Genomic DNA, 13,070 nt, shown 5'->3' on the forward strand with positions numbered 1-13,070 from the left:
TAGCGCTGCTACCCTTTTTTTTCTGGAGTTTATTATGTCAATTGACTGGAACTGGGGCATCTTTCTGCAACAAGCCCCGTTCGGCAACACCACCTATCTTGGCTGGCTGTGGAGCGGCTTTCAGGTTACCGTCGCGCTATCGATAACGGCGTGGATCATCGCGTTTCTTGTCGGATCGCTGTTCGGTATTCTGCGCACCGTCCCTAACCGCTTTCTTTCAACGCTCGGCACGCTTTATGTGGAACTGTTCCGTAACGTTCCGCTGATCGTGCAGTTCTTTACCTGGTATCTGGTCATTCCGGAACTGCTGCCGGAAAATATCGGCATGTGGTTCAAGGCGGAGCTTGACCCTAACGTCCAGTTCTTCGTCTCTTCCATGCTGTGTCTGGGGCTGTTCACCGCCGCGCGCGTCTGCGAGCAGGTGCGTGCCGCCATTCAGTCACTGCCGCGCGGGCAAAAGAACGCTGCGCTGGCGATGGGGCTGACGCTGCCGCAGGCCTACCGCTACGTGCTGCTGCCAAACGCGTATCGCGTTATCGTGCCGCCGATGACCTCCGAGATGATGAACCTGGTGAAAAACTCGGCCATCGCCTCGACGATTGGCCTGGTGGATATGGCCGCGCAGGCGGGCAAGCTGCTGGATTATTCCGCCCATGCATGGGAATCCTTCACGGCGATCACGCTCGCGTATGTTCTGATTAACGCTTTCATCATGCTGGTGATGAACCTGGTTGAACGCAAAATTCGCCTGCCGGGCAATCTGGGGGGCAAATAATGTACGAGTTTGACTGGAGTTCTATCGTTCCATCCCTGCCTTACCTGCTGGATGGCCTGGCGATCACCTTAAAGATCACCGTAATTGCCATCATCATCGGTATCGTCTGGGGCACCCTGCTGGCGGTCATGCGCCTGTCGAGCTTTAAGCCGCTCGCCTGGTTCGCCACCGCCTATGTCAACGTCTTCCGCTCCATCCCGCTGGTGATGGTGCTGCTGTGGTTTTACCTGATAGTGCCCGGTTTCCTGCAGAACGTGCTGGGGCTGTCGCCGAAAACCGATATCCGCCTGATCTCCGCCATGGTGGCGTTCTCGATGTTCGAGGCCGCGTACTATTCCGAGATTATCCGTGCGGGTATTCAGAGCATCTCACGCGGGCAGTCCAGCGCTGCGCTGGCGCTGGGGATGACCCACTGGCAATCCATGCAGCTTATTATTCTGCCGCAGGCGTTTCGCGCCATGGTTCCGCTCCTGCTGACCCAGGGCATCGTGCTGTTCCAGGATACCTCGCTGGTTTATGTCCTGAGCCTGGCAGACTTCTTCCGTACCGCGTCCACCATTGGCGAGCGTGATGGTACGCAGGTTGAGATGGTGCTCTTCGCGGGTGGAGTCTATTTTGTGATTAGTTTAAGCGCATCGCTGTTGGTCAGTTGGCTGAAGAAAAGGACTGTGTAATGATTTCCCTGAAAAATGTTTCTAAATGGTATGGGCACTTTCAGGTGCTGACCGACTGCTCCACCGAAGTGAAAAAAGGCGACGTGGTGGTGGTGTGTGGGCCCTCCGGCTCTGGTAAGTCGACGCTGATCAAAACCGTGAACGGCCTCGAGCCGGTGCAGCAGGGTGAGATCGTCGTCAACGGCACCAAAGTGAACGACAAGAAAACCAACCTGGCCCAGCTTCGCTCCCACGTCGGCATGGTGTTCCAGCATTTTGAGCTGTTCCCCCACCTCTCTATTATCGAGAACCTGACGCTGGCGCAGGTAAAAGTGCTTAAGCGCGATAAAAAAGCGGCGCGCGAGAAAGGCTTAAAATTACTGGAACGCGTGGGGCTTTCGGCACATGCCAATAAGTTCCCGGCACAGCTTTCCGGCGGGCAGCAGCAGCGCGTGGCGATCGCCCGCGCGCTGTGTATGGATCCGGTGGCGATGCTATTTGATGAGCCAACGTCGGCGCTTGATCCTGAGATGATCAACGAAGTGCTGGACGTGATGGTTGAACTGGCGCACGAAGGGATGACCATGATGGTGGTAACCCACGAAATGGGCTTCGCCCGTAAAGTGGCCAACCGCGTGATCTTTATGGACGAAGGGAAAATTGTCGAAGACTCACCGAAAGAAGAGTTCTTCGCTAACCCGAAATCCGACCGCGCCAAAGACTTCCTCGCTAAAATCCTGCATTAATCTTCCCGGTGCGCAATCTGCGGATTGCGCACTGCTTCACGCTTTCACGCTCTGCTTCTCGTCGGCGTCACACTGCAGCGTTAACCTTGTCACAAAATAACGCTACGTATGGAGAACGCTATGGCACAGCCTATTATTCTCGATTGCGATCCGGGTCATGATGACGCGATCGCCCTCGTCCTCGCTCTTGCCTCCCCTGAGCTCGACGTAAAAGCCGTCACCTCGTCCGCCGGAAACCAGACGCCGGACAAAACCCTGCGCAACGTGCTGCGCATGCTGACGCTGCTCAAACGCACCGATATTCCGGTGGCAGGCGGTGCCATCAGGCCGCTGATGCGCGAGCTGATCATTGCGGACAACGTTCACGGGGAAAGCGGGCTGGATGGCCCAGCGCTGCCGGAGCCTGGCTTTGCGCCGCAAAGCTGCACCGCCGTAGAGCTGATGGCAAAGGTGCTGCGTGAAAGCGCAGTGCCCGTGACGCTGGTGGCGACAGGCCCGCAGACCAACGTTGCGCTGCTGCTTAACAGCCATCCGGAACTGCACGATAAAATCGCCCGTATCGTCATAATGGGCGGCTCAATGGGGCTGGGTAACTGGACGCCTGCGGCGGAGTTCAACATCTTTGTAGACCCGGAAGCGGCGGAGATCGTCTTTCAGTCAGGATTACCGATTGTGATGGCGGGACTGGATGTTACCCACCGCGCGCAGATTATGGCAGACGATATTGCGCGTTTCCGCGCCGTGGGCAACCCGGTTGCGACAACCGTGGCGGAGCTGCTGGACTTCTTTATGGAGTACCACAAAGCCGAGAAGTGGGGCTTCCGCGGCGCGCCGCTGCACGATCCGTGCACCGTTGCCTGGCTGTTAAAACCGGAAATGTTCACCACGGTCGACCGCTGGGTTGGCGTGGAGACGCAGGGGAAATATACGCAGGGCATGACCGTGGTGGATTATTACTCGCTGACGGGGAATAAACCGAATACCACGGTGATGGTGGACATCAATCGGGAAGCGTTTGTGGATTTGCTGGCGGAAAGGCTGGCTTACTATTGTGCGGCCTGATGCCCTCACCCCGGCCCTCTCCCACAGGGAGAGGGAGCAAACACTAAAAACGGCAACGGGGTTGCCGTTTTGCTTTTACCTTGTGCGGCCTGATGCCCTCACCCCGGCCCTCTCCCACAGGGAGAGGGTGCAGACACTAAAAACGGCAACGTCGTTGCCGTTTTGCTTTTATTTATGGCTCAAACGGCCGGCGCTGGAACTGATCGTGCCCGCACTTCGGACACAGCGGCAGCACGTCCGGCGTGTAAACTGCAATGTGGTGATGGCACTTCTCGCACACCAGATTCCCCAGCCCAACCACCTCACCGCTGTGGTAGACCCCGTGGTGGTTCAAATCCTGGAACACCTCTCGCCACTCCAGCTGGGTTTTATCGGTGATATCCGCCAGTTCCTGCCATAGGCTCTCTTTGATTACCCGCATAAAGACGCTGTCGGCAACTTCATCCTGACTCTCTTCGTAGCTGCGGGCAAACTCCTCCAGGTCGCGGCGTACCGCGCGCGTCACCTCTTCAATTTCGGTTCGCGTTAACTCACCCGTTTGCGCCACCCGCACGCGCGCCTGTTCAACCAGCGCATCGATATCGCGCTCGCCGTTACGCAGCCGTTCCGTCAGTGTCGCCACCAGTTCGCGGTAAAATTGAGCAACCTTGTTCATCATTTTGCCTCCCGGGTAAGTAACTATCTCTAATAATAGACCTTATTTCGCCGCCGCTTTGTCAGGTGAAGCACAGACCCGGTAAATTCCTGCAAAGTGCATTTGTGCGAAAGGCTGTTTTGACGCGGGCGTTTGGGCTATGCTATGCGGATCTGAATTACCACATCCATTGGCTACATTTGTAGCTGTATTGAAAACAGGACCACTGGCTGCCATGCAAGAGCAATACCGCCCGGAAGAGATAGAATCAAAAGTCCAGCAACACTGGGACGAGAAGCGCACCTTTGAAGTAACCGAAGACGAGAGCAAAGAGAAGTATTACTGCCTGTCGATGCTTCCCTATCCTTCTGGTCGACTACACATGGGCCACGTGCGTAACTACACCATCGGTGATGTGATTGCACGCTACCAGCGTATGCTGGGCAAAAACGTGCTGCAGCCAATCGGCTGGGATGCTTTCGGTCTGCCTGCGGAAGGCGCGGCGGTAAAAAACAATACCGCCCCGGCGCCGTGGACGTACGACAACATCGCGTACATGAAAAACCAGCTCAAAATGCTGGGCTTTGGCTATGACTGGAGCCGCGAGCTGGCAACCTGCACCCCGGAATACTACCGCTGGGAACAAAAATTCTTCACCGAGCTGTATAAAAAAGGCCTGGTGTACAAGAAGACCTCTGCCGTTAACTGGTGCCCGAACGACCAAACCGTTCTGGCAAACGAACAGGTTATCGACGGCTGCTGCTGGCGCTGCGACACCAAAGTTGAGCGTAAAGAGATCCCTCAGTGGTTTATCAAAATCACCGCCTACGCTGACGAACTGCTGCGCGATCTGGATAACCTGGATCACTGGCCTGACACCGTTAAGACCATGCAGCGCAACTGGATCGGGCGTTCTGAAGGCGTAGAAATTACCTTCAACGTTGAGCACTACGACCAAACACTAACCGTCTATACCACTCGTCCGGACACCTTCATGGGCGCGACCTACCTGGCCGTGGCCGCAGGTCACCCGCTGGCGCAGAAAGCAGCCGAAAACAATCCGGAGCTGGCGACCTTCATCGACGAATGCCGCAATACCAAAGTGGCCGAAGCCGACATGGCGACGATGGAGAAAAAAGGTGTGGATACCGGCTTTAAAGCGATCCACCCACTGACCGGCGAAGCCATCCCTGTCTGGGCGGCGAACTTCGTGCTGATGGAGTACGGTACGGGCGCGGTCATGGCCGTACCGGGCCACGATCAGCGCGACTATGAATTTGCATCCAAATACGGCCTGAACATCAAGCCGGTGATCCTGAACGCCGACGGTTCTGAACCCGACCTGTCTGAGCAAGCGCTGACTGAAAAAGGCACCCTGTTCAACTCCGGTGAGTTCAGCGGCCTGAGCTTTGAAGAGGGCTTCAACGCCATTGCCGACAAGCTGGCCTCTCTGGGCGTGGGGGAGCGTAAGGTTAACTTCCGTCTGCGCGACTGGGGGGTTTCCCGCCAGCGTTACTGGGGTGCGCCAATCCCGATGGTGACTCTGGAAGACGGCACCGTGATGCCAACGCCAGAAGATCAGCTGCCGGTGATCCTGCCGGAAGACGTAGTCATGGACGGCATTACCAGCCCGATCAAAGCCGATCCTGAGTGGGCGAAGACCACCGTCAACGGCCAGCCTGCGCTGCGCGAAACTGACACCTTCGACACCTTTATGGAGTCCTCCTGGTACTACGCGCGCTACACCTGCCCGCAGTATCAGGAAGGCATGCTGGATTCCGATGCGGCAAACTACTGGCTGCCGGTAGACATCTACATTGGCGGTATCGAACACGCCATCATGCACCTGCTCTACTTCCGCTTCTTCCACAAGCTGATGCGTGATGCAGGCATGGTGAACTCTGACGAGCCGGCTAAGCAGCTGCTGTGTCAGGGAATGGTACTGGCGGATGCCTTCTATTACGTCGGCGAGAACGGCGAGCGTAACTGGGTTTCTCCGGTTGATGCGATTGTCGAGCGCGACGAGAAAGGCCGTATCGTTAAGGCGAAAGACGCTAAAGGTCATGAACTGGTTTACACCGGCATGAGCAAGATGTCCAAGTCCAAAAACAACGGCATCGACCCGCAGGTCATGGTTGAACGCTACGGCGCAGACACCGTACGTCTGTTCATGATGTTTGCTTCTCCGGCTGACATGACCCTTGAGTGGCAGGAATCCGGCGTGGAAGGCGCGAACCGCTTCCTGAAGCGCGTCTGGAAACTGGTTTATGAGCACACCTCTCAGGGCGAAGCTCCGGCCCTCAACGTGGCTGCACTGACTGAAGATCAGCAGGCCCTGCGTCGTGATGTTCATAAAACGATTGCAAAAGTCACCGATGATATTGGTCGTCGTCAGACCTTCAATACCGCAATTGCGGCTATTATGGAACTGATGAACAAGCTGGCGAAAGCACCGCAGGAAGGCGAGCAGGATCGTGCCTTAATGCGTGAAGCGCTGCTGGCCGTCGTTCGCATGCTGAACCCGTTCACCCCGCACGCCAGCTTTACCCTGTGGCAGGAGCTGAAAGGCGAAGGCGATATCGACAACGCGCCGTGGCCGGTCGCAGACGAAGCGGCAATGGTGGAAAACACCACGCTGGTCGTGGTACAGGTTAACGGCAAGGTGCGCGGTAAAATTACCGTGGCCGTAGATGCAAGCGAAGAGCAGGTTCGCGAACGCGCAGGCCAGGAACCGCTGGTTGCGAAATATCTTGAGGGCGTTACCCTACGTAAAGCGATCTACGTACCGGGTAAATTGCTGAATCTGGTCGTTGGCTAAGCGCGGGAGGAAACGTGCGACAACTGGCAACAATACTCTTATCTCTGGCGGTGCTTGTCACCGCTGGCTGCGGCTGGCACCTGCGCAACACCACGGCAGTGCCTGCCCAGATGAAAACGATGATTTTCGACTCATCGGATCCGAATGGTCCGCTCAGCCGTGCCATTCGTAACCAGCTGCGCCTGAACGGCGTTGAGCTTGTCGAGAAAGATACGCTGCGCCAGGATGTACCGTCTCTCCGTGTTCTGGGTATGACCCTGAGCAAAGATACGGCTTCTATCTTCCAGGACGGGCGTACCGCTGAGTACCAGATGGTCATGTCGGTTAACGCGGCAGTGCTAATCCCGGGTAAAGACATCTACCCAATCAGCACCAAAGTGTACCGTTCGTTCTTTGATAACCCGCAAACGGCTCTGGCGAAAGATGCCGAGCAGCAGATTATCATCAACGAAATGTACGACAAGGCTGCAGAACAGCTGATCCGCAAACTGCCGAGTATTGCCGCATCAACGAAGCAGGGCTCTGACATCATCGAAAAACCGGATGCCGATGCGTCTCCTGTTTCTACCTCCATGGGTAACTGATGATCAGGCTGTATCCTGAACAACTCCGCGCGCAGCTCAATGAAGGGCTGCGCGCGGCGTATCTGCTTCTCGGAAACGATCCGCTTTTACTTCAGGAAAGCCTTGATGCCGTTCGCCATGTGGCGGCGACTCAGGGCTTCGATGAACACCACACGTTCCAGTTGGATAACAGTACCGACTGGAATGCCCTCTTTTCGCTCTGCCAGGCGATGAGCCTGTTTGCGTCGCGCCAGACGATCCAGATCCTGCTCCCGGAAAATGGTCCTAACGCGGCGATCAATGAACAGCTTGCTACGCTGGTTAGCCTGTTGCACAGCGATCTGCTGCTGATTGTACGCGGCAACAAGCTCACCAAAGCGCAGGAAAACGCAGCATGGGTTACCCAGCTGGCGACTCACGCAGTGCTGGTTACCTGCCAGACGCCTGAACAGGCACACCTGCCAAAATGGGTCGCCGCGCGCGCAAAACAGCATAACCTGCAGCTGGATGACGCAGCGAATCAACTGCTTTGCTACTGCTATGAAGGCAACCTGCTGGCGCTGGCACAGGCGCTGGACAGGCTCTCCCTGCTGTGGCCTGACGGTAAACTGACCTTGCCGCGCGTGGAGCAGGCCGTAAATGATGCTGCGCACTTTACCCCTTTCCACTGGGTGGATGCCTTGCTGTCGGCTAAGAGCAAACGCGCCCTGCATATTTTGCAGCAGCTACGGCTGGAAGGCAGTGAACCCGTCATTTTGCTGCGCACGCTGCAGCGCGAACTGCTGCTGCTGATCAATCTCAAACGTCAGTCGGCCACTACGCCGTTAAGATCGCTGTTTGATAAACACCGCGTATGGCAAAACCGCCGGGCGATGACCACTGAGGCAATCAACCGCCTGAGCCACGAGCAGCTTCGTCAGGCAATTCAATTGCTGATGCGCGCTGAGCTTACGTTAAAACAAGATTACGGCCAGTCAATCTGGGCGGAGCTGGAAAGCCTTTCACTTCTGCTCTGCCACAAGGCGCTGGCTGACGTATTTATCGATGGATAGTATGCATTCACTACAGGCGTTGTACGGCGGGACTTTCGATCCGGTCCACTACGGGCATCTTAAGCCCGTCGAAATACTGGCAAATTTGATTGGCCTGAAGCGCGTGACCATCATGCCTAATAACGTCCCGCCCCACCGCCCTCAGCCTGAAGCAACCAGCGAGCAGCGTAAAGAGATGCTCGCGCTGGCAATAGCGGATAAACCGCTCTTTAGCCTGGACGAGCGGGAACTGCGCCGCGATACCCCTTCGTGGACATCGCAAACATTGCAGGAGTGGCGGGCAGAGCAAGGGCCACACAGGCCGCTGGCCTTCATCATAGGCCAGGATTCGCTGCTTAACTTCCCCAGCTGGCACCAGTATGAAACCATTCTGGATAACAGCCACCTTCTCGTCTGCCGCCGCCCGGGCTATCCGTTAACCATGCGTGAAGAGCAGTATCAGGACTGGCTTGAGGCCCATCTGACCGACAATGTAGAAGATCTGCATACCCTGCCCGCCGGCAAGATTTATCTGGCGGAGACGCCGTGGTTTGATATTTCTGCGACCATTATTCGTGAGCGGCTGCAGAACGGGCTGGCCTGCGACGATCTGCTGCCATCCTCAGTGCTGGCGTATATTCACGAGCATGGGCTGTATCATAAAAGCGCAGACGCATAGCCGGGCAGCACGAAATAGCGCCTTATTGATTATCCTGCCTTGACAGAGTAAGCCATACTGTTATCCTCCGCTGCCAGACTTTCCCGCCGTTCATTGCTTTACAGAAATTGTTTTACAAAAATGGCGATGCAATCTCAGGCGGAGGGTGGGATGATACCCGCCTTCAAAAGCCCGGCCGGCGACATTTGTCCCGACACTGGCGTCAGTTCAGGTATACTGTCTGGCCACAAATTCATAGTTGCACCATCTTATTCACCCCAGGGGGAAAACTTGCAGGGTAAAGCACTCCAGGATTTTGTTATCGACAAAATTGATGACCTGAAAGGTCAGGACATCATCGCTATCGACGTAAAGGGTAAATCCAGCATCACCGATTGCATGATTATTTGCACCGGGACATCCACTCGCCATGTAGTTTCTATCGCTAACCACGTGGTTCAGGAATCACGCGCTGCAGGGCTTTATCCGCTTGGCATGGAAGGCGAAGCTACGGCTGACTGGGTGGTAGTCGATCTCGGCGATGTGATTGTCCACGTCCTGCAGGAAGAGAGCCGTCGCCTGTATGAGCTGGAAAAACTCTGGGGTTAATGCGTGAAGTTGCAGCTGGTCGCCGTCGGCACAAAAATGCCGGACTGGGTACAAACTGGTTTTACCGAGTATCTGCGCCGTTTCCCGAAGGATATGCCGTTCGAACTGGTGGAGATCCCAGCAGGCAAGCGCGGCAAGAACGCGGATATTAAACGTATTCTCGATAAAGAGGGAGAGCTGATGCTGGCTGCCGCAGGCAAAAACCGCATCGTGACCCTCGATATTCCAGGGAAACCCTGGGATACGCCGCAGCTGGCGCACGAACTGGAGCGCTGGAAGCAGGATGGCCGTGACGTCAGTCTGTTGATTGGCGGGCCAGAGGGGTTATCCCCCGCCTGTAAAGCGGCAGCAGAACAAAGTTGGTCCCTCTCCGCGCTGACGCTTCCCCACCCGCTCGTTCGGGTTCTGGTGGCAGAAAGCCTCTATCGCGCGTGGAGCATTACTACCAACCACCCATATCACCGCGAGTAGTGAATGACCAGGGTAGATTAAGCAGCGGATGAAACTACAGAATTCTTTTCGCGACTATACGGCTGAGTCCGCGCTGTTTGTGCGCCGGGCGCTGGTCGCCTTTACGGGGATTTTGCTGCTGACCGGCGTGCTGATCGCCAACCTTTATAATCTGCAAATTGTCAGATTTACCGATTACCAGACGCGCTCGAACGAAAACCGTATCAAGCTGGTGCCTATCGCGCCCAGCCGCGGCATTATTTATGACCGCAACGGCACGCCGCTGGCCTTAAACCGCACCATCTACCAGATCGAGATGATGCCGGAGAAAGTCGACAGCGTGCAGGATACGCTGGAAGCGCTGAAGGGCGTTGTCGATCTCACCGACGACGATATCGCCGCCTTCAAGAAAGAACGCGCTCGCTCGCACCGCTTTACCTCTATTCCAGTCAAAACAAACCTGACCGAAGTGCAGGTGGCCCGCTTTGCCGTAAACCAGTACCGTTTCCCGGGTGTGGAAGTAAAGGGCTACAAGCGCCGCTTCTATCCTTATGGCTCTGCGCTGACGCACGTGATTGGCTACGTTTCCAAAATTAACGATAAAGACGTTGACCGCCTCGATAAGGACGGCAAGCTGGCGAACTACGCCGCGACGCACGATATCGGCAAGCTGGGCATTGAGCGCTATTACGAAAATGTCCTGCACGGACAAACCGGCTACGAAGAGGTTGAAGTCAACAACCGTGGCCGCGTGATCCGCCAGCTGAAAGAGGTTCCACCTCAGGCGGGACATGACGTCTATCTGACGCTCGATCTTAAGCTCCAGCAATATATTGAAACCCTGCTGGCCGGCAGCCGCGCTGCCGTTGTGGTCACCGATCCGCGTACGGGCGGCATTCTGGCGATGGTATCCATGCCAAGTTACGACCCTAACCTCTTTGTCGACGGCATATCCAGCAAGGACTATTCCGGCCTGCTTAACGATCCCAATACGCCGCTGGTAAACCGCGCAACCCAGGGCGTTTATCCTCCTGCATCGACGGTCAAACCTTATGTCGCCGTGTCTGCGTTAAGCGCAGGGGTGATCAACCGCAATACCAGCCTGTTTGACCCGGGCTGGTGGCAGCTGCCGGGCTCAGAAAAGCGCTATCGCGACTGGAAAAAATGGGGCCATGGCCATCTGAACGTGACCAAATCGCTGGAAGAATCCGCGGATACCTTCTTCTATCAGGTCGCCTATGACATGGGGATTGACCGCCTGTCCGAGTGGATGAGTAAATTTGGCTACGGGCATTACACCGGGGTCGATCTCTCAGAAGAACGCTCAGGCAACATGCCCACCCGCGAATGGAAGCTCAAGCGCTTTAAAAAGCCGTGGTATCAGGGTGATACCATTCCGGTAGGTATCGGCCAGGGCTACTGGACCGCCACCCCGCTGCAGATGAACAAAGCCATGATGATCCTCATCAACGATGGCGTGGTTAAAGTGCCGCACCTGCTGCAGAGTACGGTTGAAGGCGGTAAAAAAGTGCCGTGGATGCAGCCGCACGAAGCCCCGGTGGGCGATATTCATTCCGGCTTCTGGGAAATCGCTAAAGACGGGATGTACGGCGTAGCAAACCGCCCTAACGGGACGGCGCATAAATACTTTGCCGGTGCCCCTTACAAAGTGGCCGCCAAATCAGGTACCGCGCAGGTCTTCGGCCTGAAGGCAAACGAAACCTATAACGCACACAAAATTGCGGAACGTCTGCGTGACCACAAGCTCATGACGGCGTTTGCCCCTTATGATAACCCGCAGGTTGCGGTGGCGATGATCCTGGAAAACGGCGGTGCAGGTCCGGCTGTGGGTACCATCATGCGTCAAATCCTCGACCATATAATGTTGGGCGACAACAACACCGACCTGCCGGCAGAAAACCCGGCAGCCGCTGCGGCGGAGGACCAATAATCATGACGGATAATCCGAATAAAAAATCGCTGTGGGACAAAATCCACATCGACCCAGCCATGCTGCTGATCCTGCTGGCTTTGCTGGTCTACAGCGCTCTGGTTATCTGGAGCGCCAGCGGCCAGGACATCGGCATGATGGAGCGCAAGATTGGCCAGATTGCGATGGGCCTGGTCATTATGGTGGTCATGGCGCAAATCCCGCCGCGCGTCTACGAAGGCTGGGCGCCTTACCTCTACATATTTTGTATCGTGCTGCTGGTTGCGGTAGATGCCTTTGGTGCCATTTCCAAAGGTGCGCAGCGCTGGCTTGACCTGGGTATTGTCCGCTTCCAGCCGTCGGAAATTGCTAAAATTGCCGTGCCGCTGATGGTGGCGCGTTTTATCAACCGCGACGTCTGCCCGCCTTCGCTTAAAAATACCGCGATCGCGCTGGTGCTGATTTTCCTGCCAACCCTGCTGGTTGCGGCGCAGCCTGACCTTGGCACCTCGATTCTGATCGCGCTCTCCGGTCTGTTTGTGTTGTTCCTGTCGGGGCTGAGCTGGCGTCTGATTGGCATCGCCGTAGTGCTGGTTGCGGCCTTTATTCCCATCCTGTGGTTCTTCCTGATGCATGATTATCAGCGCCAGCGCGTGATGATGCTGCTCGATCCGGAAACCGATCCGCTGGGTGCGGGCTATCATATTATTCAGTCAAAAATTGCCATTGGCTCCGGCGGCCTGCGCGGTAAAGGCTGGCTACACGGCACGCAGTCTCAGCTGGAGTTCCTGCCAGAGCGCCATACGGACTTCATCTTTGCAGTGCTGGCGGAGGAACTGGGGCTGGTTGGCATCCTGATCCTGCTGGCGCTTTACGTGCTGCTGATCATGCGAGGGCTATGGATTGCCGCACGCGCGCAAACCACCTTTGGTCGCGTCATGGCCGGTGGATTGATGTTGATTTTATTCGTTTATGTCTTCGTAAATATTGGTATGGTGAGTGGTATTCTGCCGGTTGTAGGCGTACCGCTGCCGCTAGTGAGCTACGGAGGCTCGGCACTGATCGTGTTGATGGCCGGGTTTGGTATCGTGATGTCGATCCACACCCACAGAAAAATGTTGTCAAAAAGCGTATAAAAATA

At 56.1% G+C, this 13,070-nt stretch carries 13 protein-coding genes; 12 read left to right on the plus strand and 1 reads right to left on the minus strand.

Going from position 1 to position 13,070, the window contains the following annotated elements:
• Positions 1–34 precede the first annotated feature (34 nt).
• The 4 genes from gltJ (at position 35) to rihA (ending at position 3,236) form a co-directional block, all read left to right on the plus strand.
• Positions 35–775, plus strand: coding sequence for a glutamate/aspartate ABC transporter permease GltJ (gene gltJ, locus E0L20_RS05485; RefSeq protein WP_010428609.1), 741 nt, complete (start codon positions 35–37; stop codon positions 773–775).
• The gene (gene gltK / locus E0L20_RS05490) at positions 775–1,449 is read left to right on the plus strand and encodes a glutamate/aspartate ABC transporter permease GltK (protein ID WP_131633063.1); all 675 of its coding nucleotides are present in this window, start codon (positions 775–777) and stop codon (positions 1,447–1,449) included. Before gltJ ends, gltK begins: the two co-directional genes overlap by 1 nt.
• On the plus strand, positions 1,449–2,174 hold the full coding sequence (locus tag E0L20_RS05495; RefSeq protein ID WP_131633064.1) for an amino acid ABC transporter ATP-binding protein: 726 nt from the start codon (positions 1,449–1,451) through the stop codon (positions 2,172–2,174). The genes gltK and E0L20_RS05495 overlap by 1 nt, the downstream gene beginning before the upstream one ends.
• A gap of 120 nt (positions 2,175–2,294) precedes the next feature.
• Positions 2,295–3,236, plus strand: a complete 942-nt coding sequence (gene rihA / locus E0L20_RS05500) for a pyrimidine-specific ribonucleoside hydrolase RihA (protein WP_131633065.1) — start codon at positions 2,295–2,297, stop codon at positions 3,234–3,236.
• A 172-nt stretch (positions 3,237–3,408) separates the two neighbouring features.
• Here rihA and E0L20_RS05505 read toward each other — a convergent pair whose 3' ends face one another.
• Positions 3,409–3,891, minus strand: coding sequence for a zinc ribbon-containing protein (locus E0L20_RS05505; protein WP_131633410.1), 483 nt, complete (start codon positions 3,889–3,891; stop codon positions 3,409–3,411).
• Positions 3,892–4,105: 214 nt separating this feature from the next.
• On the opposite strand from E0L20_RS05505, the gene leuS reads away from it, so the two are divergent.
• From leuS to mrdB, 8 genes are all read left to right on the plus strand, one after another.
• Positions 4,106–6,688: a leucine--tRNA ligase gene (gene leuS / locus E0L20_RS05510; protein ID WP_165500684.1), complete on the plus strand. Its 2,583-nt coding sequence runs from the start codon at positions 4,106–4,108 to the stop codon at positions 6,686–6,688.
• Positions 6,689–6,702: 14 nt separating this feature from the next.
• Positions 6,703–7,272, plus strand: coding sequence for an LPS assembly lipoprotein LptE (gene lptE / locus E0L20_RS05515; protein WP_131633067.1), 570 nt, complete (start codon positions 6,703–6,705; stop codon positions 7,270–7,272).
• A complete protein-coding gene (holA, locus tag E0L20_RS05520; RefSeq protein WP_131633068.1) occupies positions 7,272–8,303 on the plus strand; it encodes a DNA polymerase III subunit delta in 1,032 nt (343 codons plus the stop codon). Before lptE ends, holA begins: the two co-directional genes overlap by 1 nt.
• Complete coding sequence (nadD, locus tag E0L20_RS05525; RefSeq protein WP_131633069.1) at positions 8,296–8,961, plus strand: nicotinate-nucleotide adenylyltransferase; 666 nt, start codon at positions 8,296–8,298, stop codon at positions 8,959–8,961. Before holA ends, nadD begins: the two co-directional genes overlap by 8 nt.
• A gap of 270 nt (positions 8,962–9,231) precedes the next feature.
• A complete protein-coding gene (gene rsfS / locus E0L20_RS05530) occupies positions 9,232–9,549 on the plus strand; it encodes a ribosome silencing factor (RefSeq protein ID WP_131633070.1) in 318 nt (105 codons plus the stop codon).
• A 3-nt stretch (positions 9,550–9,552) separates the two neighbouring features.
• The gene (gene rlmH, locus E0L20_RS05535; protein ID WP_003858701.1) at positions 9,553–10,020 is read left to right on the plus strand and encodes a 23S rRNA (pseudouridine(1915)-N(3))-methyltransferase RlmH; all 468 of its coding nucleotides are present in this window, start codon (positions 9,553–9,555) and stop codon (positions 10,018–10,020) included.
• A 28-nt stretch (positions 10,021–10,048) separates the two neighbouring features.
• Complete coding sequence (gene mrdA / locus E0L20_RS05540) at positions 10,049–11,950, plus strand: peptidoglycan DD-transpeptidase MrdA (RefSeq protein WP_131633071.1); 1,902 nt, start codon at positions 10,049–10,051, stop codon at positions 11,948–11,950.
• Positions 11,951–11,952: 2 nt separating this feature from the next.
• Complete coding sequence (mrdB, locus tag E0L20_RS05545; protein WP_131633072.1) at positions 11,953–13,065, plus strand: peptidoglycan glycosyltransferase MrdB; 1,113 nt, start codon at positions 11,953–11,955, stop codon at positions 13,063–13,065.
• Positions 13,066–13,070: the final 5 nt, after the last annotated feature.

The sequence above is a fragment of the Enterobacter wuhouensis genome (genome assembly GCF_004331265.1).
In the GTDB taxonomy this organism is placed as follows: Bacteria; Pseudomonadota; Gammaproteobacteria; order Enterobacterales; family Enterobacteriaceae; genus Enterobacter; species Enterobacter wuhouensis.